This is a genomic window from Mesorhizobium sp. L-8-3 (genome assembly GCF_016756615.1).
In the GTDB taxonomy this organism is placed as follows: Bacteria; Pseudomonadota; Alphaproteobacteria; order Rhizobiales; family Rhizobiaceae.
The window spans coordinates 5,619,565-5,644,449 of record NZ_AP023262.1; the positions used below are offsets into that span (position 1 = coordinate 5,619,565).

A 24,885-nucleotide genomic window follows, 5' to 3' on the forward strand; every position below is an offset into this window, starting at 1 on the left:
CTTTTGGCGCCACCTTGGTTTCAGTCGCCGACCGGTCTGTCCTGGCCCGGCGAACAGAAGTGCCGATCGTGATCCCGTCGATCGGGATAGCCGTCATGAGGCCGTAAGCAGATAATCGAGCGTCTCCAGCGCCAGCAAATCCCACAGCCGCTCAGCAGGCGCGGCCTCTTCGATGCATCATGGTCCGGGCGACGATCAACTAGCGGCTTTGTCGATAGTGCGCATCCAGAATCGCGATTTCTGGAATGTGCTTGCGAATGCCAGACTTCGTCCGGGACCTATTCAGCAACTTGAGCCAGAGAGGAGTCCATGGCTTTCATAAAGAACACCTGGTACGCGGCCGCATGGTCTAGCGAGATTAGCCGCGACATGCTCGCCCGAACCATCGCCAACGAGAAGATCGTCTTCTTCCGCAAGGAGTCGGGTGGGGTCGCAGCGATCGAGGACCGTTGCCCTCATCGGTTCGTGCCTCTCCACCTCGGAAAGCTCAAGGGCGACATTGTCGAGTGCGCCTATCACGGGCTTTGCTTCGATCCCTCCGGCGCTTGCACGCTGAATCCGCATGGCGACGGGAAGATTCCTCGGGCCGCGCGCGTGAAGAGCTACAAGGTCGTCGAAAAATACAATGTCGCATGGCTCTGGCTGGGTGACGCCGAGCGTGCCGACGAGAGCCTCATCGCCGAATTCAGCGTTCTCACCGATCCGAAGTTCTGCACGGTGAACAGCTATCTTCATGTCAACGCGAACTATCAGCTCATTTCGGACAACCTGCTCGATCTGAGCCATGGTCAGTATATCCATCCGATGTTCACGAATGCAGAAGGGCCACCCCGTTTCGAACCCGAGAAAAACCCTTCCGAGCATGAAGTCTGGGCACGATTCTCCCGGCCCAATCAGTATCCCAACAAATACTTCCAGATGCTCGGCTATCCAAAGGACCAGCGTGGCGATCATCGGAACTTCATGCGCTGGTCGTCGCCGTCCCTGCTGCTCCTCGATGTGGGCATGACCGGCGTTGGACGTCCGGTCGAAGAGGGACTGTCGATCCCGACCTCGCATTTGCTTACGCCTGAAACAGAGCTCACCACGCATTATTTCTGGGCGATGTCGCGCGACTTCCGCCAGGACGATGCGGCGCTGAGCTCCGAACTCCTCAGAGTCGGCGTCGCCGTCTTCGACGACGAGGACAAGCCCGTTATCGAGGCACAACAGCGCATGATCGACACCAGCGAGTTGATGTCGCTCAATCCCGTCCTGCTGCAGACGGACGGGCCGGCTGTCCGGGCACGGCGGGTCGTTGAGGCCAGACTGCAGGCTGAACGCCATAGCTGATCGGATCGGGCCAAGAACAAGGCGTCGCGGGCTGAGCCTGCGGCGCCTTCCTGTCGTCGTTTGTGGCTTGCATCCAGGGGATGGGCTAACGTGTCTGCAAACTCAGCCGTTCTGGAGCGGGCCGTGCGATTCCGGCATCTGGACATGAACCTGCTGGTCGCCCTGGACGCAATCCTGACGCACCAGAACATCACGCGGGCCTCCGAACGGCTTTGCCTCAGTCAGTCCGCAACCAGTGGAATCCTGTCGCGTCTTCGTGAGCACTTCGAAGACGAGTTGGTGGTCAGGACCGGTCGGCGCATGACGCTGACTCCCTTGGCGGAAGAACTGGTCGTTCCGCTTCGCGCGATCTTGTCCGACACGGAAAGGCTCCTGTCTATGCGAAGCGCCTTCGACCCGGCGACGTCGGACCGCCAATTCACCATCGCCTGCTCCGACTATGTCTGGGCAACCCTCATCCTGGACATCATTTCGGCCCTCCGAAAGAACGCTCCATCCGTGAACATCTACTACCGCGGGCCCAGCACCCGTTTTTACAAGACAGATATCGACATGCTGATCGTGCCGGATCGATTCATGCTGGAAGACTGCCATTTCGAACCCCTGCCCCCGAGCCCCTATGTGTGTATCGTCTGGGACGGCAACGAACAGATCGGCGCGTCCATCTCGCTTGAGGATTTTCTGGAGGCTCGTCACGCACAAGCGTTCAGCGAGCGAACGACATTCATCGAATCGTGGTTCCTCAAGCAATTCGGACGAGCCCCCCGGGCTGGCATCACCGCGCCAAGCTTCACGCTCCTGCCGGACGCACTGGTGGGAACGGAATTCCTCGCTCTGGTCCCCAAAGACCTTGCGGCGCGGGCAGGAGCGTATCTGCCGATCAGAACCGTCGCCGTCCCCTTTGAGCTGCCGGTCATGACGGACGTATTGCAATGGCGTCCCTCGCATGACCGTGATCCCGGGCTGCAGTGGCTGCGGGAGCAGATCGTGAGCGTTGCGAGCCAACGCTTTCAGTCCAAGAGCTCATCTATCGGCGCTGTGGATATCTGACCTCCAGAATCCCAATTTCCGGATGTCGGAAGCCCGACCTACACTTTCCAATCGATAGAGCCCGGTTCCGGCCGGGATTTCATTGATGAAGTGGAAACGTGCTTCCGATGAGTTTCGAAAAGAACCGTCAAATCCATGCCCTGATACGCCGCATCGAAATCGTCGCCGAAGATATTGTTTGCGTGGAGCTTTCTCCCGCGAATGGCGGCCGTTTCCCGCCATTCTCCGCAGGCTCGCATGTCGACGTCTTTATCGATGAGAGGACGATCCGACAGTACTCCATTTCCAACGACCCCAGCGACTGTTCCTACTATCGCCTTGCAATCCAGAAGGAACCCCAATCCCGCGGCGGCTCGAAGGCCATCCATGAATCCTTCCGGGCCGGCGATATCATCCGGATCGGCGAACCCAGGAACCATTTCTGCCTGGCGGAAGACGACGTAAAGGTGGTGCTGGTCGCCGGTGGCATTGGCGTTACGCCCATCCTGTCCATGGCGTATCGCCTGACCGCCAAAGGCACTGACTTTGCATTCCACCTCTGTGTGCGGTCCAGGGAACGGGCGGCGTTCGTGGACGAGATCTCGACCAGCCCCTTTGCCGCGAGATTTGAGCTTCATCTCGACGACGGTGGCCCACAGCAGCGTTTCAACCCGGACAACGCCTTTGCAGATCTTACGCAGACATCGGCAGTCTATGTCTGCGGGCCGCGAGGTTTCATGGAATTCGTGACGGGCGCGGCGCGACGGTCGGGCATCCGGCCGGAGAGGATCCACACGGAGAGCTTTGTGTCGGCGGCAGTCGACGGCGAAGAGGAGTTCGAAGTGGTAACCGCCCGAACCGGCAAGGTCCTGCTTGTAAGGCACAACAAATCGATAGCCGAAACTCTGGAGGAAGCCGGCATCTGTCCGATCCTGTCGTGCGAACAGGGCATATGTGGCACCTGCCTGACCAAAGTCATCAGCGGCGAGGTCGACCACAGGGATACGTTCCAGACCAATGCAGAGAAAATCGGAAACAGCATGATCGCGATCTGTTGCTCGCGCGCAAGGTCAAAACAGCTTGTGCTTGATATCTGAAAAATGCCGGAGACAGACGATATGAAGACCCGCGCCGCCGTTGCCGTCGCTGCCGGAAAGCCGCTCGAAATCATGGAGGTCGACCTTGACGGGCCGCGCGAGGGCGAGGTGCTGGTCGAGGTCAAGGCGACCGGCATCTGCCACACCGACGAGTTCACCTTGTCCGGCGCCGACCCCGAGGGCATCTTCCCCGCCATTCTCGGCCATGAGGGCGCCGGCATCGTCGTCGATGTCGGCAGAGGGATGACCAGCCTGAAGAAGGGCGACCATGTCATTCCGCTCTACACGCCCGAATGCCGGCAGTGTCCGTCCTGCCTGTCGCGCAAGACCAATCTGTGCACCGCCATCCGCACCACCCAGGGCCAGGGCCTGATGCCCGACGGCACCAGCCGCTTCTCGATCGGCAAGGACAAGGTGTTCCACTACATGGGCTGCTCGACCTTCTCCAACTTCACCGTGCTGCCGGAGATCGCGCTGGCCAAGGTCAATCCCGACGCGCCGTTCGACAAGATCTGCTACATCGGCTGCGGCGTCACCACCGGCATCGGCGCCGTCATCAACACCGCCAGGGTCGAGGAAGGCGCCACCGCGATCGTCTTCGGCCTGGGCGGCATCGGCCTCAACGTCATCCAGGGGCTGCGGCTGGCCGGCGCCGACATGATCATCGGCGTCGACCTCAACGACGACAAGAAGGCCTGGGGCGAGCGCTTCGGCATGACGCATTTCGTCAATCCGAAGGAGGTCGAGGGCGACATCGTCCCCTATCTCGTCAACCTGACCAGGCGCGGCGCCGACCAGATCGGCGGCGCCGACTACACCTTCGACTGCACCGGCAACGTCAAGGTGATGCGCCAGGCCCTCGAGGCGTCGCATCGCGGCTGGGGCCAGTCGATCATCATCGGCGTCGCCGGCGCCGGCCAGGAGATCGCGACGCGGCCGTTCCAGCTGGTCACCGGCCGGGTGTGGAAAGGCACCGCCTTCGGCGGCGCGCGCGGCCGCACCGACGTGCCGAAGATCGTCGACTGGTACATGGACGGCAAGATCGAGATCGACCCGATGATCACCCACACGCTGACGCTCGACGAGATCAACACCGGCTTCGACCTCATGCATGAGGGCAAGTCGATCAGAAGCGTCGTGGTGTACTGACCCAGCCCGGAACCAATAGCGAGCAGCCACAGGAGGAGAAGGCTCATGGCGGACAAGGTATCGATACATCCGGCAATCGATGACGGGTGAGGCCCGGCAGCGCCGATTTCACCGGCGGCACCCTGGTTTGCGCCTGCGCGGATCGCCCGGTGAAGGTGGCGATCAAGGGGCAGATCGCGCACAACCACGCCTGCGGCTGCACCAAATGCTGGAAGCCGGCCGGCGCAAAGTTCTCGATCGTCGCGGTCGCCGCTCATGAGAATGTGACGGTGTTGGAGAATGGCGACAAGCTGGCCGTGGTCGACGCGTCGGCGCTGATCCAGCGCCGCGCCTGCAAGGCTTGCGGCGTGCATATGTACGGTCCGGTCGAGCGCGACCATGCTTTCAAGGGGTTGGACTTCATCCATCCGGAGCGCTTCCAGGAAGCCGGCTGGGCAGAGCCCGGCTTTGCGGCCTTCGTGTCATCGATCATCGAAGCGGGTGTCGGCCCGGACGAGATGGACGGCGTGCGGGCGAGGCTCAGGGAACTCGGGCTGGAGCCCTATGACTGCCTGTCGCCGGCGCTAATGGACTACGTCGCCACCTGGGTGGCCCGAGAATCCGGCGTGCTGAGGGCCTAGAATTCGCCTCGATAAGCTTGGAAATGGGAGAAAGATCAATGCGAATAGCCAAGACAATAGCCATCGCTTTGCTTGCCGCAAGCGCAGCGTTGATGTCGGCCCCGAGTTGGGCAACCGACACGGTCAAGGTGCGCTTCAGCTGGAAACTCAAGGGCGAATACAGCTTCTTCTACCTGGGCAAGGATGAGGGTATCTACGCGAAACACGATATCGACGTCCAGTTGGGAGAGGGCGCGGGGGCGCAAGCCGCACTCGGTTCACTTGTTCAAGGCAACGAGGATGTCGTGATCGTCCCCGCCATCTTTGCCATTTCCGCTATCCAGAAAGGCATGCCGGTCAAGATCGCGGCCCTTTATCAACCGAGCACGCCATTCGCCTTCATTTCCCAGCCCGACAAGCCGGTGACAACCCCCAAGGACATGGAGGGCCGCTCGCTTGCGGTTTCCATCGGCGACACCGCAACGAGTTATCTGAACGTATTCTGCAAGATAAACGGCATCGACTGCGACAAGATCAAGCAGGTTCAGATCGACCCTCAATCGAAGATACCTCAGTTCATGCAAGGTCGGATCGACCTGATCACCGTATACACCAATGTGGATCTTCCGCTGATAGAGGAACGAAGCGGAACCAAATTCGCCGTACTGGATCTGCCCAAATATGGCTTGTCCGTACCCGGGCTGGCGGCGGTGGTCAGCAACAAAGGCCTTTCCGACAATGCCGACATCCTGAAGCGGTTCTTTACCGCCACGAATGAGTCGATCGATTTCGCGCGCAAGGATCCGACCGCCGCCACGAAGGCGCTCATGAACGCCTGGGGCGCGGCTCCTTCGGAAGCACTGGTCAGAACGACGATTGTAAAGACGTCGGCCAGCCTGAGTTCACCTGCTGGAAAGCCGCATGGCTGGACGGACGAAAAGACCATTTCCGATGCGCAGGAGCTGATCCTGTCGACGGAAGAAGGGGCGCTACGGAAGCCTTCGTCCGACTTCTACACGAACTCGCTCCTCGAGCCATGACCACGGGCGTCGGCGCAAGTGAAAACCGCGCCGAACTCGAGTTCCCGATCCCCGACGCGCCGGGGATCGGGATGCCCCGCGAGCGGTCGCGCCATTAAGCCCGCTCATTCCATGTACGTTCATCCGCACGCGGCACGACAAGCCCGGCTTTCTGTCGACGGGCAGTTGCGTTTTTCCAGCCGATCAAGGTTATGTCGGACGTGGTGCTACGGCCGGTTCCAGAGCTGAACGCCGGCGCTCCAGCTCGACCTTTTGTGGCCGCGCGCGGCGCCGTCTCCTTCGGTGCTGCACTTCGTCCATGCGATGGTCCACGCGAAGGCGGAGGAAACCGACACCCCCTGATCGCGCAGTTGCGTCGAGGCGGGCGCGGCCGTCGCAGATCACGACGAGTACTTGCGCCTTTATTTGTATCTGACCTGCTGATACAAAAGCCTCGGCAGAAGGCAGCAGAGGCATATGTCAAACCAGATTATCGTGGTCGACCCGATTGAGCGGATTGATCTTCTCAAGAGCCTCGCGAGCGAAGTGCGTGTCCGCATCCTCGATCTGCTCAACCGAAAGGGTCCGCGAAACGTCAATCAGGTGGCTGAGGATTTAGGCCTCCCGCAATCTACGATCTCCGCGAACATCCAGGTGCTCGTGGATGCCGGCCTCATCCAGACAAAGTCCCAGCGGGCCAGGAAGGGCAGCCAGAAGGTTTGCTATTCCACGTTTTCTGAGTTGCTCATCGCCTTCAAGGACCGAAGCCCCGCCCAAGGCCGCGACGTGATCGAGGTGGCAATGCCCCTTGGACTGTACACGCGCTGCGAGATCTCGGCGCCCTGTGGCCTTTGCTCGAAGGATGGTGTGATAGGCCTTCTCGACGTGCCGGATACCTTCCTGGATCCCGACCGGATGCGCGCCGGCTTATTGTGGTTCACGCGCGGCTTCGTCGAATATCAGTTTCCAAACAATGCAACGGTTGCCAAGGCAGCAATCGGCGCGCTGGAATTGTCCCTCGAACTTTCGTCGGAAGTGCCCGGCACGTCGAAGAACTGGCCTTCCGACATCACCATCGCCATCAACGGGCGCGAAATCGACACATGGACCTCCCCTGCGGATTATGGCGACAAGCGAGGCGTCTATACGCCCGATTGGTGGAAGCTTGCAGGATCGCAGTATGGCAACCTCAAGCAGTGGCGCGTGACGCCGGCGGGAACCTACCGCGACGGCGAGAAAGTGTCCGACTGCTCGCTGCAAGACCTTCAACTGGAGGAGCACCGGTCAATCCGGATGCGCATCGGCGTCAAGGAGGATGCGCGCCATCCAGGCGGCCTGAACATATTCGGCAGCGGCTTCGGCAACCACAGCAAGGACATCGTGCTGCGCCTCGTCAAAGCCTGAGGCAGCCAGTCTGAAATGGCCGTTTACAACATACTCTCTTGACGGAGGCTGATCCTGCGCGCCTAATGATTCCGTAATTCCGATACAAACCGGAAAGTCGGATGATATCCCGACCTGGGAGGAGACATGAAGGCAAGGGTCACAGCAAGCGCGGCCTACACGGTCGCGGACATCGACAGGCGTCTCTACGGGTCCTTTCTCGAGCACTTGGGACGCGCGGTTTACACCGGCATATACGAACCGGGTCATCCCCTTGCCGACGACCAGGGCATGCGCCAGGACGTGATCGACCTCGTCCGCTCCCTGGACACACCGATCTGCCGCTATCCGGGTGGGAACTTCGTGTCGGCCTACAATTGGGAGGACGGCATCGGCCCCAAGGAAGGAAGGCCGAAGCGCCTCGACCTTGCCTGGCATACAACCGAGAGCAACCAGGTGGGCATACATGAATTCGCTGACTGGGCGGAGAAGGCCGGCACCGAGATGATGCTTGCCGTCAATCTCGGTTCGCGCGGGCTCGACGCCGCGCGGGCCTTCGTCGAGTATGTCAATCATCCGGGTGGCAGCTACTGGTCCGACCTTCGGGCAAAGAACGGCCGCCGCGATCCCTGGAACTGCCGGCTCTGGTGCCTGGGCAACGAGATGGACGGTCCATGGCAGATCGGCCACAAGTCAGCGGCCGAGTACGGCCACTTGGCCAACGAGACGGCGAAGGCGCTTCGTGGCTTCGATCCGACCCTTGAACTGGTTGTCTGCGGATCGTCGCATTCCAACATGCCATCCTATCCGCAATGGGAGGCTACCGTACTCGAGGCGACGTACGACCAGATCGACTACATCTCGCTCCACATGTATTTCGAGAACTACGAGAAGAACACAGCGGAGTTTCTTGCACTGCCGGAGAAGCTTGACCGTTACATCGGCACCGTCTCCGGCATCATCGACTATGTGAAGGCCAAGTCCCGGTCGAAACGAGACGTCAAAATCTCGTTCGACGAATGGAACGTCTGGTACCACGAACGCAAGCAGGACGCGGAGCGGATGAAGACCTGGGGTTGGCCCGAGGCACCTCGGCTGCTCGAGGATATTTACAACTTCGAAGACGTTCTTCAGGTCGGGTGCATCATCAATACGTTCATCCGCCGGTCGGACGTCGTGCGGATCGCATGCATCGCCCAACTGGTGAACGTGATCGCGCCAATCATGACCGAACCGGGTGGCGAGGCATGGCGGCAGACGATCTACTGGCCGTTCATGCTGGCGTCGAAGAACGGCCGCGGCACGGCGCTGCAACTTGCCGTCGAAGTGCCGACCTACAGCGCTGCCGCAGCCGACCGGGTGCCCTGGCTCGACATTGCGGGAGTCCACGACGCCAATGCCGGCACGCTGACCTTCTTCGCCGTAAACCGGCACGGATCCGAAGCGATGGAGGCCGACCTTTCGCTTGAGGGCTTTGCTGCGAAGTCAGTCGAGCACACGATCATCCGTCACGACGATTTGGAAGCCCGGAACACCAGGGACGCGCCTGAGACGGTCGTCCCCGCAAGAGGCAATGGGGCCGTGCTTGGCGGCAAAGGCCTGACCCTGACACTGCCGCCATACTCCTACTCCATGGTGCGGGTGGCACTCTGATCAGAGTGTATCTGAATTTCCGATACATACCAATCAATCCGTTGCACCAATCGCACTTTGATGTAGGATAGCGGCCAGGTTCAAGCGGGCTCAGAACCGTGCAACTGGGAGGAAGGAAGATGAATTTTCACAGGTTGGCGACGACCGCCTTGGTTGCGGCCGGCAGTCTCTGGGTCGGCGCTGTCCAAGCCGAAGAGACCGTCGTGTGGTGGGATTTCCTGGGCGGCGGCGACGGCGTCCGCATGAAGCAGATGATCACGGATTTCAACGCCGCACATGCAGGCAACGTCAAGATCGACGCGACGACGCTGGAATGGGGCACGCCTTTCTATGCGAAGGTGCAGACCTCGGCGGCGGTAGGCGAGGCGCCCGACGTGATGACCTATCACGCCAGTCGTATCCCGCTTGCGGTGAGTCAGGGCATCCTGGACGAGATCACCGCCGACGACCTCGCCAAGATGGGCGTGTCGTCGTCGGACTTCGCTTCGGCCACATGGGATGCAGTGACGGTCGACGGCAAGCAATATGCCGTGCCGCTCGATACGCATCCAATCGTCCTCTACTACAACCGTGATCTCCTGAAGAAAGCCGGTGTGCTCGGCGACGACGGCAGGCCGAAAGGCATGGGTAGCAGAGACGAGTTCACGGCAACCTTGCAGGCGCTCAAGGATGCCGGGGTCGAGTTCCCACTGGGCAGCGTGACCGCGGACGGCAACTTCATGTTCCGCACTGTTTATTCGCTGATGTGCCAGCAGGGCGGCGAGCTGATGACGAACGGCAAGTTCCTGACGGGCGACAATGGCGACAAACTGAAGAACGCGCTTGCAGTGCTTCAGGATTGGACGAAGGCCGGGCTGCAGTCGACTTACACGGATTATCCCGCCACGGTCGCACTGTTCACATCCGGCAAGGCAGCGATGATGATCAACGGCGTTTGGGAGGTCCCAACAATGACCGACCTCGCCAAGCAGGGCAAACTGTTCGACTGGGGCGCGGTTGAGATCCCCGTGGTGTTCGACAAACCCTGCACCTATGCCGACAGCCACACTTTCGCGATCCCGAAAAACCAAGGCAAGGAAATGAGCGCCGAGAAGCGGGCTGCGGTGCTCGAGGTGATCTCGTGGATAGACAAGCACTCGCTGTTCTGGGCCACCGCCGGGCACATCCCGGCATACAAGCCGGTCACGGATTCGGCCGAATACAAGGCCATGGAGCCGAACGCGACCTATTCGACGCTGACCAGCAACCTGATCTTTGACCCCAAGTCGCCGCTTGCCGGCATCGCGGGGCCGATCTTTGATGTGATGTCCAACCACTTCGTGCCTACCTTGAACGGAGAGATGGACCCGGCTGACGCCGTTACGTCGATCACGGAAGAGTTGAACAACATGTAGCCCCCTTTCGGCGACTCGGAGCCACCCATGATCCGGTGGCTCCGCTCCTTCGAGTAGAGTCCATGCTCCACAACAAGCGGAAGGACGTACTGGTCGCGCTGACTTTGATCGCTCCCTTCGTCGCGATCTACGCGCTCGCCTTCGTCTATCCGACCCTCCAGATGTTCCGTATCTCCTTCACCGACGCACCGCTGATCGGCGAGGGCAAATTGGTCTGGTTCGACAACTACTTGCGGCTGACCAACGACCCGATGTTCCGAAGGGCGGCATGGAACACCGCCTACTTCGTGCTGATGACCGTCGCGCCCGGGACCATCATCGCCCTGATGATCGCGCTCGGGGTATCGCGACTGAAGGGGCGGTTCCAGGCAATGATTCTGGCGTTGTTCTTTTTGCCCTACATCCTGCCCGTGTCGGTGGTCTACCTGATCTGGGACTGGACGCTCAACTTCCAGTTCGGCATTGCCATGCACATGCTCGATTGGCTCGGTATCCAGCGGGTACCGGTCTTCAAATCGCGCATCTGGTTCATGCCAGCGGTGGCCTGGGTGACGATCTGGTGGACGGCCGGCTTTTCCATCCTGCTGTTCCTGGCCGGACTGCGTGCCATTCCGGCCGATATCTATGAAGCGGCAGCACTCGACAATGCGACGCGCTGGACGACGTTCCGACGGATCACCTGGCCGCTGCTATGGCCCGTCACTTCGCTGGTTTTCACCATCCAGCTCATCCTCCAGCTGAAGATCTTCGACCAAGTCTACCTGTTCTCGGTCGGTGGGCGCCCGAACGACAACATGGTGTTCGTCTACTACGTCTTCCAGCGCGCTTTCCAGCAGAACCAGGGCGGCCGCGCAGCGGCTGTCGCGGTGACGCTGTTCGTCCTCGTTGTCGTGGTCTCGGTGCTGCAGTTCCAGCTCCTGCGCCTCGCGGACGGACGCCGCGCATGACAGGAGCTGTCGCGCAACGCTGGAGTTTTTGGGGCGGACTGCTCACCGCGCTGACAGCGATCTCTGCCGTCGTCTGGGCATTCCCGCTTTACTGGGGCGTGGTCTCGTCGTTGAAGCCGGAAGACGAGGTTGTGCGGCCCTTCATCGAACTCTGGCCGGAGACACTCACCTTCCAGCATTACATCTTTGCGCTGACTTCCACGCAGATCGGGCTCTGGTATCTGAACTCCGTGGTGGTCGCGGTCGGTGTAACGGCGATCTGCGTGTTCACGTCGATGCTGTGTGGCTACGCGATCTCGCAGCTGCGATTCCCAGGGCGGACCGCGCTATGGTTGCTGATCCTGGGATCCTTCATGGTTCCGATCCAGGCATTGATCATCAATCACTTCAAGCTGGTCGCTGATCTGGGACTTCTGAACACTTGGGCTGGAACAATGCTGCCGCAGCTCATCCATCCTGTAATCGTCATCGTCTACAAGCAGTTCTTCGACCAGGTGCCGCGAGACTTCCGTGAAGCGGCGGTGATGGACAATGCTTCGGAGTTCGCGATCCTGTTCAGGGTCTACATGCCCATGAACTGGGGCGTGACGACCGCACTGTCGATCGTTTGCTTCATCTGGACCTGGAACGCTTTCCTATGGCCGTTCCTCGCCATCACGCGGACCGAGATGATGACGGTGACCGTAGGCATCACGCAGGTCAACGACGCCTTCGGTATCTACTACGCCCGCCAGTTGTCGGCGGCGGTCCTGGCCGGTCTTCCAGTAGCGCTGGCATACCTGCTCTTTCAGCGGCGCGTGACCGAAGCGATTACCCTGTCGGCCGGGATCAAGGGCTGATCTCAAGGTCGCAGCTTCGAGGTCGGGCCGGTCGACGAACCCGCCTGGGCCGCCGATCCGCCGTTATTGCGCGTGCCAAGCCCATCCGTCGTTGCCGAAGAGATGGAGCGCCGAGGGATCGAATTGCAGACGGACGGTGTCGCCCGGGCGAAGCGCCGAGACACCGCGGTCCTGTGCGATGACCTGGATGCCGTCCTGCAACCGTACATAGACGAGTGTTCGTTCGCCGAGCCGCTCCACCACAACGACTGTGCCCGACGTCTGCCCGCCTTCGGTCACCACCGTCAGTGCCTCCGGACGAACGCCGAGGTCGAACGCCCCGGTTTCTGCCGGAGCCCTCGACAACGGGACCAACGCTCCGTCGCCGAGCCGCACCTGCACGCGGTCGCCGGAGCCCGACAGCGTCACCGGCAGGAAGTTCATCGCCGGCGAACCGACGAAGCCCGCGACGAAGCGCGAAGCCGGCCTTTGATAGACCTCCATCGGGGTGCCGATCTGCTCGATCCGGCAGTTGTTCAGGATGACAATGCGGTCGGCGAGCGTCATCGCCTCGATTTGGTCATGCGTCACGTAGATCATCGTCGACCTTAGGCGCTGATGGAGTTCGGCAAGCTCGACCCGCGTTCTTGCCCGCAGCGCGGCGTCGAGATTGGACAGCGGCTCGTCAAACAGGAACGCCTTCGGCTCCTTTACGATCGCGCGCCCGATTGCGACCCGCTGGCGCTGCCCGCCCGACAGTTGTGACGGCCGCCGCTGCAGCAACGCTTCCATTTCCAGCATTCTCGACGCATGCGCGATCCGCCGCTTGATCACGTCGGCAGGGACGCCGATGTTTTTCAGCCCAAAGGCCATGTTTTCAGCAACCGTCATATGGGGATAAAGCGCGTAGTTCTGAAAGACCATCGCCACATTCCGCTTGCCGGGCGGCAGTGTCTCCGAGCGGACGCCGTCGATCGTCAGGGAGCCGCCGTCGATCGTTTCCAGTCCCGCTATCATGCGCAGAAGCGTCGTTTTGCCGGAGCCGGAAGGCCCCAGGAACACGACCAGCTCGCCGGAGGCTATTTGCAGGCTGACATCGCGGATGACGTCCACCGAGCCAAAGCGCTTCCAGGCACGTTCGAGCGAAATCTCGGCCATGTTCATCCTCCTCCGCTGTGTTCCATATTTTCGGATAGACATCCGATGTCAAGGATGTTTACGCAGCCGGTGCGGAGCGTTTCCAACCGATGTCGATCTCCATCTTCGGTCCAGCCCCCGGCAGCCTGCTTGACGGCTCGACAAGTTGCCGGCGTATGCGGTCGTCGCAGGTCGTGGTCGAGCAACTCAGCCATTCGGCTTTCGCCCTCACGGATCCGGGCGTGCGGATTTCCCGCACCCGGCTCTTCCCGAGGGTGACCCGCGTCTAACGCCGGCGGGTGCTCTCGCGGGCCTGCAACTCGAAGCCCAGATCCAGGACTGGTGCGGTCACCTCGTTGCCTGCGAGCCGGTCGAGCGCCATCCGCATCGAGCGGTGTCCGATCTCGTAGCGCGGCGTACGCACGCTGGTAAGCGTGGGAAAGGCGACCCGCATCATGTCGAGATCGTTGAACCCGCAGATACCCATCCGGCGCGGAACGGCGATCGCAGCGCGATGGCATTCGAAAAGCACGCCGAGAGCGAGATCGTCATTGTTGCAGAAGACGGCGTCGATATCCGGCACCCGGGCCAGCGCATCGGCCAGCAACTGCCCGCCCAGCGACACGCTCGACGGTGTCGGCGTCGTGGTCACCAGACGCGGATCGAACAGGCCGGCCTCCTCCATGGCGTCGCGATAGCCGGCCAGCCGCCGCTGCGAACGCGGGTCCATGCGCGCACCGATGAAACCGATGCGGCGGTATCCGGCCTCGAGGAGGTGGACGGTCGCCTCCCTGCCGGCGTCGAAATGGGAGAAGCCGACCAGCATGTCGACCGGATCGGTGGCCGTCTCCATGATCTGGACCACCGGACACCCCGCAGTCCGCAAGAGTTTCCTCGTCACATCGGTCTGGTCGATGCCAGCCACGATGAGGGCCGCCGGGCGCTGGCCGAGGAAGACCTTCACCAGCCGCTCCTCCTCGAGCGGAGAATAGTGCGTATTGCCCATCTGGATCTGGAGCCGGCTGCTGCCCAGTTCGTCATAGATGCCCCGCACCACGTCGGCGAAGACGACATTAGTCAGCGATGGAACGAGCACGCCCACCACATCCGCCCGGGATGACGCCAAGGCCCGCGCATTGGGATCAGGCACATATCCCAGCGTGGTGACGGCGGCATCTATCTGCGCGCGCAGCTCGGCCGACACCCGTGATGGATCGCGCAACGCCCGCGACACCGTGATGGCCGCTACTCCGGCAAGCCCCGCGACGTCGGCAATGGTCGGACGGCCACCACCCCGCCGGCTCGCCCGCTCGGTCCGCCCCTGTTCGCTTACGATGTCGTCAGCCAATAAGAACTCCTTGGAGCGGCACACACCTCGATGGAACCGCCGCTGCCCTATCTCCTGGCCAGAGCATCGGACCCGGCCCGAACTCGATCTCCAGTTCCGGCAGCCCGGTCGCCTCGGCAATGGCACCAGCCAACTTGGCGCCGACGCCGGCCTTCCTTCCCGCCGGGTCGGGGTGCAGGACTTCGCAAACAATGGCGATGCGCACAAACGGCATTGCCGCCTCCCGGCCTCAATAGAGTTTCGCGCCGTTGACCATCAGCCGCACCGCATAGAGCGAAGTGGTGCCGCATATGTAGAGGATGTTGCGCTTCGGGCCGCCGAAGACACAGTTTGCGGTGGCCTCGGGCACCTTCACCTTGCCGATGAGCGTACCGTCCGGATGGTAGCAATGGATGCCGTCTTGCGCGCTGGTCCAGATGCGGCCCTCGTCGTCCAGGCGGAAACCGTCGAACAGACCGGCGGTGCAATCGGCGAACACCCTGCCTCCGGAAACGCCGCCAGCCTCGCCCACGTCGAAGACACGCATATGGGCCGGATGTTCCTGACCGTGCGTCCTGCCGGTGTCGGCGACGTAAAGCTGCCTCTCGTCCAGGGAGAAAGCGAGCCCGTTGGGGCGCACCATGTCGGTGATGACGGCTTCGACGGCGGCCGTCGCCGGGTCCACACGGTAGACGTGGCAGCTGCCGATCTCGCTCTCGGCCTTATGCCCTTCATAGTCGGTTTCGATGCCGTAGGCCGGATCGGTGAACCAGATCGATCCGTCCGAGCGCACCACCACGTCGTTCGGCGAATTGAGCCGCTTCCCGTTCCAACGCTCGGCGATCACGGTGATGCTGCCATCGTGCTCAGTGCGGGTGACGCGGCGGCCGCCATGCTCGCAGGTCACCAGCCTGCCCTGCCGGTCCGTCGTGTTGCCGTTCGAATGGTTCGACGGCTGCCGGAAAACGCTCACATTCCCGTCCGTCTCGTCATAACGCAGCATGCGGTCGTTCGGGATGTCCGACCAGGCCAGGTAACGGCCCGCCGCGAAATAGGCGGGGCCCTCCGCCCAGCGGCAACCGGTATAGAGCCTGTCCACATGCGCGGCGTCATTGACCAGCCGCGTAAAGCGCCGGTCGATTATTTCGTAGCTGTCCGACATCTTCCTCCCCTTACGCTCGATGACAGAACTCAGCGATGATAGCGCTATCATCAGAACTGGTTCAAGGGGCAGATGCGACGAGGCTTGCATCGCCTCCGGCTCGCATGTGCCTGCGATATGCACCATTCGCCGAGAATGACGCGACAAGCGCCACTATCGGACACCTAGCCTCGATGCAGGGTACCCGGGGCCATGCTCGATCCGGCCCTTGAGCGACGATCGAGACAGGCAGAAAGTCCCCAAAAAAGCACTTTACAAGGCTGAAATGGTAGCGCTAACTCTTTCAGTGACTGCCTTTGGGAGGAGATCCGAAGCGTCGCGAACGAGCCCGGCATGAAGCGTGCCGATGGCGGGCGGTAGCAATGCCCGGAGATCGATATCGGAATCGATATCGGATCGCTGGTCGAAGCCGGATCTGGTACGCCTACACGGGAGGAAATGCGATGGTGAAGTCACTCGTCGGCGGCATTGTTGCAGCCACGGCATTGGTCTTGCTCAACTCGTCGGCCCTTGCCGAACCTGAAATCGTCTCGGGCCCCGCTGTCGAGCCCGATTGCTTCGCGCCTTGGTCGGCGGACACGAAATTCTTCAAGTTCCCGAAGAAGGATGGGCCATACCGTATTGCGCTGGCCAATGGCTATATCGCCAACACCTGGCGCATCCAGATGGTGCAGACGGCAAAGGCCTACGCGGCACAGCCGGATGTCGCGGCCAAGCTCAAGGAGTTCAAGGTGGTCTCGACCGGCGAGGACGTGCCGGCGCAGATTTCCGCAATCAACAATTTCATCGATTCCGGTTATGACGCGATCGTCGTCAACGCCCAGAACCCGACCGCCTTCGCGCCCGTCATCAAGCGGGCCAAGGAAGCGGGCGTGGTTCTTGTCGCCTTCGACAACATCCTGGACACGAAGGACGCCATCAACGTCAATGTCGACCAGAAGGGGCTCGGTGAATTGTGGGCCGAATGGCTGGTCAAGCACCTGCCCGACGGCGGCAAGATCCTCGAAGTGCGCGGCGTCGCCGGAACCTCGGTCGATACCGATCGCCACAACGGCATCCATGAAAAGCTGCAGGCTTCGGGCAAGGACTTCCAGGTGACCGAGGTGATGGGCAAATGGGACGACGGTGTCGCGCAGAAGGTCACGGCCGACGCCATCGCGACGAACGGTCCGTTCGACGGCATCACCGGGCAAGGCGGAGACACCGGCATCGTCCAGGCCATGATCGACGCCAAGCATCCGTTCGTCCCCTTCGGCGGAGAGACGGAGAACGGCTTCCGCAAGTTCTGCGCCAAATTCGCCTCCGAGGGGCTGAAATGCACCTCGGCGGGCACCGGTCCGGCGCAGGTCGCGGTCGCCATCAAGACGGCGATTGCCGCTCTCGAGGGGCAGGTCGTGCCCCAGGAGGTGAAGCTGCCGCTGGCCGTCGCCTCCGATCCGGATCTCAAGGAAGGGCAGGACTATTTCCCCAATGAGTCCGACAACTTCTTCGTCGGCAATTCCTTCCCCACCTGCGGAATCAATTTCAAAGCGCAGGAGATCATGGGGCAGACGAAGGAGAACAAATAGCCAGTGCAATTCCAGGGGTGCCGCGCGGCAGGCGCGACACCCCTCATCAAGTCGCCGACCAATTCCCGGAGATTACGATGGAAGGCACGGCACCGTTCTTTCGAATGGAAGGGGTCTCGAAGCGTTATGGCGGGGTGAGGGCGCTCGAGAAGGCCGATCTCTCCGTCAGGGCCGGCGCTATCCATGCGGTCCTGGGGGAGAACGGTGCGGGCAAATCGACGCTGATCAAGATCATGGCCGGCGTCGTGGCCCCGGACGAAGGCCATATGACGCTCGACGGGAGACAGGTGGAATTCGCTTCTCCCGCGGCGGCGAATGCCGCCGGGATCGTCTGTGTCTTCCAGGAACTCTCCCTGATCCCCGAACTCACGGTCGCCGACAACATCATCATATCAAATCCACCCACGCGTTTCGGCATGATCGACCGCGGGGCGCAGCGACGCATGGCCGAGGAGGCCCTGACCCGCGCGGGAGCGTCCGATATTCACCCCCTGGCACTGGTGAAGGACCTCCCACTGTCCCGCCGCCAGATGGTGGAGATCGCGAAAGCGCTGGCGCGAAAACCGCGAATACTGATCCTGGACGAGGCTACGTCCGCGCTGACGTCGGCCGATGTCGCCAACGTTTTCGCTGTGCTCAAACGACTGCGGGCGGAAGGTCTGGCGCTGCTTTACATCTCGCATCGGATGAACGAGATCGCCGAACTGGCCGACGATTGCACCGTCTTCCGCAACGGGCGCAAGGTCGCCAGCTATCCGGCCGGTTCGAAAAGCGACAGCGAGGTCATCGAAATGATGATCGGCCGCGAATATCACAATGCATATCCGACAAAACCGGATCGCGACACCAATGTCGCGAAGGTCCTGGAAGCGCGCAACCTCTCCTGGTCGGACCGGCTTCGGGACATCTCCTTCTCGATCGGCGCCGGCGAGATCGTGGGACTCGGTGGACTGGACGGACAAGGACAGCGCGATCTGCTGCTGGCGCTGTTCGGCGTGCTGCGCGGGCTCGGCGGCGAGGTCCTGGTCGACGGGAAGCCGGTGAGCATCAACAGCCCCGCCCAGGCGCGCAAGCGCGGCATCGGCATGGCTCTCATCCCCGAGGATCGCAAGACCGAAGGCCTGATGCTGCCGATGACCGTCCGAGACAATCTGTCCTTCGCCAGCCTGGATCGTCTGACCCGGGGCGGCGTGGTCGACCGCGCCGCGGAACAGGACCACATCGACGAGATGGTGAAGCTGCTGGAGATCAGGACCGACGGCCTCGATATCCCGGTCGGCTCGCTTTCCGGCGGCAACCAACAGAAGGTGGTGATCGCCAAATGGCTGATGCGCCACCCGCGCATCGTCCTCCTCAACGATCCGACCCGCGGCATCGATGTCGGCACGAAACAGGAGATCTACCAGTTGCTGCGCAGGCTCGCCGACGGCGGCGCTGCAATCCTGTTCTACTCGACGGATTATGCCGAGCTGATCGGCTGCTGCGACCGGGTGCTCGTGCTCTATGACGGGGCGATCAAGCGCGAGCTTGCCGGCGACGAGATAACCGAACATGCGCTCATCGCCAGCGCTCTCAACATCCACCCCGCAGAGGCCGCGCGCCAAAAGGCAGCCCGATGAAGGACTGGCGATACTGGTTTGCCGAGCAGCGCGGAACGCTGACAGCACTGACGATCTTCGTGGTGATGTTCATCATCTACACGTCGAACCATCCGGCAGGGTTCACGCCCAACGTCGTCCAGACCGCGGCGAACAAGGGCGTATTGCTCGCCTTCGTCGCCATGGCCCAAACGCTGGTGGTGATTACTGCCGGAATCGATCTCTCCGTCGGGATGATCTTCCTGCTCACCAATTGCCTGGCCTCCTGGCTCGTGCTGGGCACCCCTCAGGCCACGGCGTTCGGCGTCATTGCGGTTCTGGCGGCGGGCGCCTTGTGCGGCGCTATCAACGGAGCGATCGTCATCTATGGCCGGCTGCAGCCCATCGTGGCGACGATCGCAACCGGCGCCGTCTATTTTGGCCTGGCTCTGCTTCTTCGCCCCTTCCCGGGCGGATCGGTCAACGAGGGGCTCGCCGACGCCTTGACCGGTCGGATCCTCGGCGTGGTGCCCGCCAGCCTTGTCGCGCTGGCAGCGGTGATCCTGGTCGTCTGGGTGCCGTTCAGCCGTTCGGTCTATGGGCGAGCGGCCTATGCCGCCGGCTCTTCCGAAACGGCGGCCTACATGTCGGGGATGCCGATCCGGCGCGGCAAGTTCATGGCCTATACGCTGGCAGGGCTCGTCGCAGCTATCGGCGGTCTCTTTCTCACCTTCTTCACCTATACGGGCGAAGCCGCCTATGCCAGCGGCAATGCCTATACTTTGTTCTCGATCGCCGCGGTCGTGCTGGGCGGCGTTTCGCTGTTCGGCGGAAAAGGCAGCGCAATCGGCGCGGTCTTTGGCGCCCTGGCCTTCCGCACCATCGGCGACCTGTTGTTCGTCTTCGACCTCGACCCTCTGTGGCAGCCCCTGTTCCAGGGGATCATCCTTTTGGTCGCGGTCAGCCTCGGAGCCTTTGCCCTGTTCAGGGTGCGCAACAGGTTGGAGTGGTTCCAGTGAGCGAGACGACGATGACGCGCCTTGCCGGACGCATGCCGGGCCTCATCCGCCGATCCGATCCGGCGGTACTGACCGCTTTCGGCTGCATCATCCTTCTGCTTCTTCTCGGCAGCCTCTATTCGCGCAGCTTCCTGTCGCCGGAATATCTGCTGCAGCAGTTGAAGGTCGCCTCGTTCCTCGGGGTGATCGCCACGGGCATGATGCTCGTCATCCTTCTGGGGCAGATCGACCTGTCCGTACCATGGTCCGTCGCAACAGGCGCGATGATGGCCTGCGCGGCGGCGGCTTATGGACCGGTGGGCGTCGCCCTTGCGATCCCCTTCGGAATCCTCTGCGGCATCGCGATCGGCGTCGTCAATGGGCTAGGCGTGGCCTATCTGCGCATACCGTCCATGATCGTCACTTTGGGCACGAACGCGGTGGCGCAGGGCGTCATGGTGGTCTACACAGGCGGCTTCTCTCCGCAGGATTCCGCCACCCAAGCCATGCGCTACCTCGCGACCGGTTCCCTGATCCCGGGAATCCCGAATGCCGTGATCATCTGGGCGCTTGTCGGCGCCGCGACGGTCTTTTTGCTCACACGGACGGGCTTCGGGCGCGCCGTCTACGGCATCGGCAACCGCGAGCGGGCAGCCTACCTTTCCGGCGTGGACACACGACGGGTCGTGATGATCGCCTTCGCGCTGGCTGGCGGGTTGTCAGCGTTCGGCGGCGTCCTGCTCGCCGGCTACGCCTCCAAGGCGGCCCAATCGATGGGCGATGCCTATCTGTTGCCGGCCATTGCAGCGGTCGTGCTGGGCGGAACCTCGATCCTCGGCGGTCGCGGCTCCTATCTCGGTACCGTCGCCGGCGTCATCCTGATCACTCTGCTGCAATCGATACTGTCCGTCATGCAGATGCCCGAGGCCGGACGCCAGATCACCTATGGCCTGGTCATCATCCTGATGCTGCTTCTCTATGGCCGAGCACCGGCAAGCCGCTGAATCATGAACGAAGCACCGGAACATAGCGGCGGGAATGCGCCTGTCGTCGTGATGGGCGTTGCCGGATCGGGCAAGACATTGGTCGGCCGACAACTGGCCGAAGAAGTTTGCGCGCTGTTCATAGAGGGCGACCAATTCCATCCGCCCAGCAACGTTGCGCTGATGGCGAGCGGCACAGCCCTCAACGACGAGAACCGAAAGGATTGGCTCGACCGGATCGGCCGGCGGATCGCGGAAATGTCCGCGACCGGCCAACGAACCGTCACGGCCTGTTCCGCGCTGAAGCGCATCTATCGCGACTGCTTGCGCGGACATTGCCCTGACATCGTATTCCTGTATCTCGACATCGATCAGGAGGTCGCGGAACAACGCGTAGCGGCCAGGCATGATCATTTCATGCCGGCGAGCCTCGTCCGGAGCCAGTTCGAGGCGCTCGATCCGCCGGGCGAGGATGAACGGGCGCTTGGAGTGGATGCTACGTTACCTGTGACGACGATCGTGGCCAAGGCCGTCGACTATCTCGGTTCGTGAAAGCCGCGCCGGGTGCCGCACCCGCCCATGCGCACGTGGCCAAATTCTCCAGACAAGAACGAGGCGGCTTCAGGCTTCACCCGGCCGGGGCGAGGATAGTCCCCCGCCCCTTTGCCAGCGCGGATCAGTTCGCCGATGCGAGTGTCATCGACGTGCCGGTGGCAGCGAGATTGAGACCAATCTGGCCGGTGAGGCTCACAGGCTGAAGCTGGATGGAACCGGCGGTGCCGCCGAACAGAATGTTGGTGCCGATACCGGCCCCGACCGTCGCTTCGGCGGTGGCGCCTCTGTAGATGCCGCCCAACGAGCCGCGGTGATAACCGGCGGTCGGGGCGAAGACCGCCCAGATGAGCCTGCTCTGCGTCGTGAAGCCGACGTCGACACCGAGCTTGCGAATTGTGCCGGTATAATGGTCGATGGCCCTGGAACCGATCGTGGAGGTGAACACGCAGTCGAGTTCCTTGGCGGAGCCGAGCACATAACCGACGCCCCCGCCGATACCGCATTGGAGGTAACCAATCCTCACGCCGTCGCGGTCGTCCGGGATCGGCTGTGCTCGAAGATCTGCCGCGCCGGCCACCGAAGCGCCCAGAAGCGCCATCTGTGCGGCCAACGCCGCTGCAAGCATCTTCTTCATCATAGTCTCCTTGTGGGAATGCATGCGAGAATGCGCCCCGTTACCGACCCGCCTGTGATCGAGCATATAGAGCGGCGGTGACGGCAAGACCATGGCGGCGGCACGCGCTGCGCGCTCCGTTCACATCTTCCTGATCGACATGGAGAAATCGGCAGGCAGACGCTCCATCCGCCTCGATCTAGCCGGGGGGATTGCAGCGAAGAAAAGGTTACGATCGCCTGTTCCGCAAAGTGACGCAGCAAGGGCCCACGGGCGGTGCGGCGAAGGAGAGGCCGAGGCGAAACGCCCGCCCCTGCCCGCCGGCACTCACGTCTTGTCGGCCACCCATATGTGCCACTCGCGCTCCGTGCCGTGGAACACGTTGAGGTCGATCCTGCCGCTCACGCCGTGCGAAAGGCCCGAGCCGGAATACTGCCAGAACACCCATTTGCGGCCGGGATAGACCTTGGAGGGATGGCGTGCCACGGCGCGCAGCCAGAACGGATGGTTCGGGAAAGCCCCTTCGAGATTGTCGGCGTGGAAGTCGGGCGCGGTGTAGATGATCGGCCGTTGGCCATAGTGGGCCTCCAGCTTGTCCATGAAGACCTGCATCTTCTCGCGAACCTTGGCCGGAGACGGCCGCCGCTTGCAACTCGACTCGCCATTCCACTCGACATCGATGACAGGCGGTAGCGCGCCCGGCTCCTTCGGCACGTTCCGGATGAACCAGTCTGCCTGCTCGCCGGCCGTGCGGCACCAGTAGAAGAAGTGGTACGCACCGCGCTTCAGCCCGGCAGCCTTGGCAGCCCGCCAGTTCTTGCGGAACATCGGGTCGAGATGGTCGCCGCCATCCGTCGCCTTTATGTAGGCGAAATTGGCGCCCTGCGAGCGCAGCTTCACCCAGTCGACCTCGCCCTGCCAGCGCGACACGTCCACGCCGTGAACGGCGAGTTGGTGTGGGGTGGAGGCTCCGAAATTGATCGGCTTGGCGTCGCGGAAACGCCGACGATAGATCGTGCCCACCTTCGGCGCAGCCTCGCGCGCGGCCGGTTTGTCCGGCACCATCACGGCGAGCGTCGTCGGCTTCGCCGGCGGCACCAGCGCATTGGCCTGGAAATCGCCTACCGCCGCCGGGGGCTCGGCGCCCGGGACCACCTCTTCCTCGGCTTCGGCCGCGAAGCCGACGTCACGCGCCGCAACGCCGGCGGTCGGCACAGGCTTCGTCGGCCTGATGGCGTTGGTGATCTCGGGCGACGGCGGCAACACGCTTTCCAGGCCGGAGCTGGCGGAGCAGCCGGCCACGGCGATCCCGGCAAGAAGAAGGATGAGGGCTCTTGTCGAACGCATTGGGGCCTATACGCAATACGAAACAGGCCGCAGGCGGATGCCGTCGGCAGGAATGGGTCTGGCCGATTCTTGATCGATAAAATGTCAACAAAGTTTGAATCGATTTGCAGGAATCGCGAAAATCGCGCGTCTTCCGCCGAAAAGAGGTGGCCGATCTGGACAGGCTTCCCGATGCAACGCTTCAGCCGTTCGCCGACATGAAGCTGTCCTGCACAGGGGCCGGAAAGTCCCGGGGCGTCAAAACAATGTCGGCCAAGGTGTAGCGATCAAGCGTCGTCTGGAAGGAAGCCATCGCCTCGTCAAGCATGCCGGCAAGCTTGCAGCAGCGCGTCAGCACGCACCGATTGCCGGTCGCGAAACACTCCACGAGGGCGAAATCGGGCTCGGTCAGCCTGACGACGTCGCCAATGCGTATGGCCTCTGGAGGCCGGCCGAGCATGAGCCCGCCGGAGCGGCCGCGCACCGCCCTGAGAAAGCCGCCGCGCGTCAACGTGTTGGCCACCTTGTTGAGATGCGTCTTCGAGACACCGAAGGTCCGCGCGGCCTCCTCGATGGTGATCAGCCGGTCACCTGCCGAAGCCGCAAACATAAGCATTCTAAGCGCATAGTCGGAGAAGTTCGTCAGCCGCATGAGCCGTCCTCCGTCGCACGCCCGGCCGACCGCAGCCGCCGCCGTGACGTCACAGGCTTTGCTCCAGGATCGGTTTGACGCCGACCGTGTCCTCACCCCTGTTGAAGGCGATCGCCAGACGGAAGCTGTGGGCGATGCGCAGCGCACGCTCCATGAAGAGTGCAGCCACGTCGGCCGGGCAGACGCGCCCTACCGTTGACTGGAACAGCGTGAGCCAACGCCGGAAATGCTCCTCGCCGAGCCCTGCAATGGCCAGGTGCGGCGGCAACGGGCGACCTTCATAGCGCCCGGAGCGCAACAGGGTCGAGGACCAGAAGTCACACATCTTGCCGAGATGGCGCGGCCATGCCTCGGGCTCGATGGCGGCATTGAAGATCGGGCCGAGCAGATCGTCCTTGCGGATCTCGGAATAGAAGCCATGAACCACCTCACGGATCATGCGTTCGTCAAGTGCTTCGGGCAGCAAGCCGCCGCCGACGACGGCAGTTCCTTTGCCTGTAGAGTTCTCGCTCATTCCTGTCCTGGTCCTTGTCGTGGCATCCGGCGGGGCGGCGCGGCCCGCGTTCC

25 protein-coding genes and 1 pseudogene are annotated in these 24,885 nt (G+C 62.3%); 17 read left to right on the top strand and 9 right to left on the bottom strand.

What is annotated here, in order from left to right:
• Window positions 1–309 precede the first annotated feature (309 nt).
• Both JN302_RS25985 and JN302_RS25990 read left to right on the top strand, forming a co-directional pair.
• On the top strand, window positions 310–1,332 hold the full coding sequence (locus JN302_RS25985; protein ID WP_202329645.1) for an aromatic ring-hydroxylating dioxygenase subunit alpha: 1,023 nt from the start codon (window positions 310–312) through the stop codon (window positions 1,330–1,332).
• Between the two features lie 144 nt (window positions 1,333–1,476).
• The gene (locus JN302_RS25990) at window positions 1,477–2,382 is read left to right on the top strand and encodes a LysR family transcriptional regulator (protein WP_202329646.1); all 906 of its coding nucleotides are present in this window, start codon (window positions 1,477–1,479) and stop codon (window positions 2,380–2,382) included.
• Between the two features lie 38 nt (window positions 2,383–2,420).
• Here JN302_RS25990 and JN302_RS25995 read toward each other — a convergent pair whose 3' ends face one another.
• Window positions 2,421–2,801 carry a hypothetical protein gene (locus JN302_RS25995; RefSeq protein WP_202329647.1) on the bottom strand — a complete coding sequence of 127 codons (381 nt, stop codon included), beginning with the start codon at window positions 2,799–2,801 and terminating at the stop codon, window positions 2,421–2,423.
• Between the two features lie 27 nt (window positions 2,802–2,828).
• Here JN302_RS25995 and JN302_RS26000 point away from each other — a divergent pair, with 27 nt between their 5' ends.
• The 9 genes and pseudogenes from JN302_RS26000 (at window position 2,829) to JN302_RS26040 (ending at window position 12,441) form a co-directional block, all read left to right on the top strand.
• Window positions 2,829–3,458, top strand: coding sequence for a flavin reductase family protein (locus tag JN302_RS26000; RefSeq protein ID WP_202329648.1), 630 nt, complete (start codon window positions 2,829–2,831; stop codon window positions 3,456–3,458).
• Between the two features lie 21 nt (window positions 3,459–3,479).
• Complete coding sequence (locus tag JN302_RS26005) at window positions 3,480–4,607, top strand: S-(hydroxymethyl)glutathione dehydrogenase/class III alcohol dehydrogenase (protein ID WP_202329649.1); 1,128 nt, start codon at window positions 3,480–3,482, stop codon at window positions 4,605–4,607.
• 45 nt (window positions 4,608–4,652) lie between these two features.
• Window positions 4,653–5,227: pseudogene (gfa, locus tag JN302_RS26010) on the top strand (S-(hydroxymethyl)glutathione synthase).
• Between the two features lie 38 nt (window positions 5,228–5,265).
• A complete protein-coding gene (locus JN302_RS26015) occupies window positions 5,266–6,246 on the top strand; it encodes an ABC transporter substrate-binding protein (protein ID WP_202329650.1) in 981 nt (326 codons plus the stop codon).
• 456 nt (window positions 6,247–6,702) lie between these two features.
• A complete protein-coding gene (locus JN302_RS26020; protein WP_202306896.1) occupies window positions 6,703–7,629 on the top strand; it encodes an ArsR/SmtB family transcription factor in 927 nt (308 codons plus the stop codon).
• A gap of 126 nt (window positions 7,630–7,755) precedes the next feature.
• Complete coding sequence (gene arfA / locus JN302_RS26025) at window positions 7,756–9,261, top strand: arabinosylfuranosidase ArfA (RefSeq protein ID WP_202329651.1); 1,506 nt, start codon at window positions 7,756–7,758, stop codon at window positions 9,259–9,261.
• A 119-nt stretch (window positions 9,262–9,380) separates the two neighbouring features.
• Entirely contained in the window at window positions 9,381–10,655 is a 1,275-nt protein-coding gene (locus JN302_RS26030) for an extracellular solute-binding protein (RefSeq protein WP_202329652.1), read from the top strand.
• Between the two features lie 62 nt (window positions 10,656–10,717).
• Window positions 10,718–11,602, top strand: a complete 885-nt coding sequence (locus JN302_RS26035) for a carbohydrate ABC transporter permease (protein ID WP_202329653.1) — start codon at window positions 10,718–10,720, stop codon at window positions 11,600–11,602.
• Entirely contained in the window at window positions 11,599–12,441 is an 843-nt protein-coding gene (locus JN302_RS26040; protein WP_202329654.1) for a carbohydrate ABC transporter permease, read from the top strand. The genes JN302_RS26035 and JN302_RS26040 overlap by 4 nt, the downstream gene beginning before the upstream one ends.
• 63 nt (window positions 12,442–12,504) lie before the next feature.
• Here JN302_RS26040 and JN302_RS26045 read toward each other — a convergent pair whose 3' ends face one another.
• Entirely contained in the window at window positions 12,505–13,578 is a 1,074-nt protein-coding gene (locus JN302_RS26045; protein WP_202329655.1) for an ABC transporter ATP-binding protein, read from the bottom strand.
• 89 nt (window positions 13,579–13,667) lie between these two features.
• Between JN302_RS26045 and JN302_RS26050 the strand changes: the two genes are divergently transcribed.
• The gene (locus tag JN302_RS26050) at window positions 13,668–13,847 is read left to right on the top strand and encodes a hypothetical protein (RefSeq protein ID WP_202329656.1); all 180 of its coding nucleotides are present in this window, start codon (window positions 13,668–13,670) and stop codon (window positions 13,845–13,847) included.
• Here JN302_RS26050 and JN302_RS26055 read toward each other — a convergent pair.
• Genes JN302_RS26055 through JN302_RS26065 form a run of 3 tightly spaced genes read right to left on the bottom strand, consistent with a single transcriptional unit; the run spans window position 13,844 to window position 16,046 of the window.
• Entirely contained in the window at window positions 13,844–14,905 is a 1,062-nt protein-coding gene (locus JN302_RS26055; protein WP_244742134.1) for a LacI family DNA-binding transcriptional regulator, read from the bottom strand. The two genes, JN302_RS26050 and JN302_RS26055, sit on opposite strands and share 4 nt — an antisense overlap.
• A complete protein-coding gene (locus tag JN302_RS26060) occupies window positions 14,898–15,119 on the bottom strand; it encodes a hypothetical protein (protein WP_202329657.1) in 222 nt (73 codons plus the stop codon). The genes JN302_RS26055 and JN302_RS26060 overlap by 8 nt, the downstream gene beginning before the upstream one ends.
• A gap of 15 nt (window positions 15,120–15,134) precedes the next feature.
• The gene (locus JN302_RS26065; RefSeq protein ID WP_202306906.1) at window positions 15,135–16,046 is read right to left on the bottom strand and encodes an SMP-30/gluconolactonase/LRE family protein; all 912 of its coding nucleotides are present in this window, start codon (window positions 16,044–16,046) and stop codon (window positions 15,135–15,137) included.
• Window positions 16,047–16,489: 443 nt separating this feature from the next.
• Here JN302_RS26065 and JN302_RS26070 point away from each other — a divergent pair, with 443 nt between their 5' ends.
• The 5 genes from JN302_RS26070 (at window position 16,490) to JN302_RS26090 (ending at window position 21,724) form a co-directional block, all read left to right on the top strand.
• Entirely contained in the window at window positions 16,490–17,614 is a 1,125-nt protein-coding gene (locus tag JN302_RS26070) for a sugar ABC transporter substrate-binding protein (protein WP_202329658.1), read from the top strand.
• Between the two features lie 77 nt (window positions 17,615–17,691).
• A complete protein-coding gene (locus JN302_RS26075) occupies window positions 17,692–19,233 on the top strand; it encodes a sugar ABC transporter ATP-binding protein (protein WP_202329659.1) in 1,542 nt (513 codons plus the stop codon).
• Window positions 19,230–20,210 carry an ABC transporter permease gene (locus tag JN302_RS26080; protein ID WP_202329660.1) on the top strand — a complete coding sequence of 327 codons (981 nt, stop codon included), beginning with the start codon at window positions 19,230–19,232 and terminating at the stop codon, window positions 20,208–20,210. The genes JN302_RS26075 and JN302_RS26080 overlap by 4 nt, the downstream gene beginning before the upstream one ends.
• Entirely contained in the window at window positions 20,207–21,193 is a 987-nt protein-coding gene (locus tag JN302_RS26085) for an ABC transporter permease (protein ID WP_202329661.1), read from the top strand. Before JN302_RS26080 ends, JN302_RS26085 begins: the two co-directional genes overlap by 4 nt.
• A 3-nt stretch (window positions 21,194–21,196) precedes the next feature.
• Window positions 21,197–21,724: a gluconokinase gene (locus JN302_RS26090; RefSeq protein ID WP_202329662.1), complete on the top strand. Its 528-nt coding sequence runs from the start codon at window positions 21,197–21,199 to the stop codon at window positions 21,722–21,724.
• A 124-nt stretch (window positions 21,725–21,848) separates the two neighbouring features.
• On the opposite strand, the gene JN302_RS26095 is transcribed toward JN302_RS26090, so the two are convergent.
• The 4 genes from JN302_RS26095 to JN302_RS26110 form a co-directional block, all read right to left on the bottom strand.
• Complete coding sequence (locus tag JN302_RS26095) at window positions 21,849–22,361, bottom strand: DUF992 domain-containing protein (RefSeq protein WP_202306912.1); 513 nt, start codon at window positions 22,359–22,361, stop codon at window positions 21,849–21,851.
• Window positions 22,362–22,667: 306 nt separating this feature from the next.
• Window positions 22,668–23,687 (bottom strand): glycoside hydrolase family 25 protein, encoded by a 1,020-nt coding sequence (locus tag JN302_RS26100; RefSeq protein WP_202329663.1) that lies wholly within the window; start codon window positions 23,685–23,687, stop codon window positions 22,668–22,670.
• Between the two features lie 181 nt (window positions 23,688–23,868).
• The gene (locus tag JN302_RS26105; RefSeq protein ID WP_202329664.1) at window positions 23,869–24,318 is read right to left on the bottom strand and encodes an RrF2 family transcriptional regulator; all 450 of its coding nucleotides are present in this window, start codon (window positions 24,316–24,318) and stop codon (window positions 23,869–23,871) included.
• A gap of 49 nt (window positions 24,319–24,367) precedes the next feature.
• Window positions 24,368–24,832 (bottom strand): group III truncated hemoglobin, encoded by a 465-nt coding sequence (locus tag JN302_RS26110; RefSeq protein ID WP_202329665.1) that lies wholly within the window; start codon window positions 24,830–24,832, stop codon window positions 24,368–24,370.
• Window positions 24,833–24,885 lie beyond the last annotated feature (53 nt).

Coding starts and splice junctions, on each gene's coding strand:
- JN302_RS25985 (WP_202329645.1), top strand. CDS start 310: ATGGCTTTCATAAAGAACACCTGGTACGCGGCCGCATGGTCTAGCGAG.
- JN302_RS25990 (WP_202329646.1), top strand. CDS start 1,477: ATGAACCTGCTGGTCGCCCTGGACGCAATCCTGACGCACCAGAACATC.
- JN302_RS25995 (WP_202329647.1), bottom strand. CDS start 2,801: ATGGTTCCTGGGTTCGCCGATCCGGATGATATCGCCGGCCCGGAAGGA.
- JN302_RS26005 (WP_202329649.1), top strand. CDS start 3,480: ATGAAGACCCGCGCCGCCGTTGCCGTCGCTGCCGGAAAGCCGCTCGAA.
- JN302_RS26015 (WP_202329650.1), top strand. CDS start 5,266: ATGCGAATAGCCAAGACAATAGCCATCGCTTTGCTTGCCGCAAGCGCA.
- JN302_RS26020 (WP_202306896.1), top strand. CDS start 6,703: ATGTCAAACCAGATTATCGTGGTCGACCCGATTGAGCGGATTGATCTT.
- arfA (WP_202329651.1), top strand. CDS start 7,756: ATGAAGGCAAGGGTCACAGCAAGCGCGGCCTACACGGTCGCGGACATC.
- JN302_RS26030 (WP_202329652.1), top strand. CDS start 9,381: ATGAATTTTCACAGGTTGGCGACGACCGCCTTGGTTGCGGCCGGCAGT.
- JN302_RS26035 (WP_202329653.1), top strand. CDS start 10,718: ATGCTCCACAACAAGCGGAAGGACGTACTGGTCGCGCTGACTTTGATC.
- JN302_RS26040 (WP_202329654.1), top strand. CDS start 11,599: ATGACAGGAGCTGTCGCGCAACGCTGGAGTTTTTGGGGCGGACTGCTC.
- JN302_RS26045 (WP_202329655.1), bottom strand. CDS start 13,578: ATGGCCGAGATTTCGCTCGAACGTGCCTGGAAGCGCTTTGGCTCGGTG.
- JN302_RS26050 (WP_202329656.1), top strand. CDS start 13,668: ATGTCGATCTCCATCTTCGGTCCAGCCCCCGGCAGCCTGCTTGACGGC.
- JN302_RS26060 (WP_202329657.1), bottom strand. CDS start 15,119: ATGCCGTTTGTGCGCATCGCCATTGTTTGCGAAGTCCTGCACCCCGAC.
- JN302_RS26065 (WP_202306906.1), bottom strand. CDS start 16,046: ATGTCGGACAGCTACGAAATAATCGACCGGCGCTTTACGCGGCTGGTC.
- JN302_RS26070 (WP_202329658.1), top strand. CDS start 16,490: ATGGTGAAGTCACTCGTCGGCGGCATTGTTGCAGCCACGGCATTGGTC.
- JN302_RS26075 (WP_202329659.1), top strand. CDS start 17,692: ATGGAAGGCACGGCACCGTTCTTTCGAATGGAAGGGGTCTCGAAGCGT.
- JN302_RS26080 (WP_202329660.1), top strand. CDS start 19,230: ATGAAGGACTGGCGATACTGGTTTGCCGAGCAGCGCGGAACGCTGACA.
- JN302_RS26090 (WP_202329662.1), top strand. CDS start 21,197: ATGAACGAAGCACCGGAACATAGCGGCGGGAATGCGCCTGTCGTCGTG.
- JN302_RS26095 (WP_202306912.1), bottom strand. CDS start 22,361: ATGAAGAAGATGCTTGCAGCGGCGTTGGCCGCACAGATGGCGCTTCTG.
- JN302_RS26100 (WP_202329663.1), bottom strand. CDS start 23,687: ATGCGTTCGACAAGAGCCCTCATCCTTCTTCTTGCCGGGATCGCCGTG.
- JN302_RS26105 (WP_202329664.1), bottom strand. CDS start 24,318: ATGCGGCTGACGAACTTCTCCGACTATGCGCTTAGAATGCTTATGTTT.
- JN302_RS26110 (WP_202329665.1), bottom strand. CDS start 24,832: ATGAGCGAGAACTCTACAGGCAAAGGAACTGCCGTCGTCGGCGGCGGC.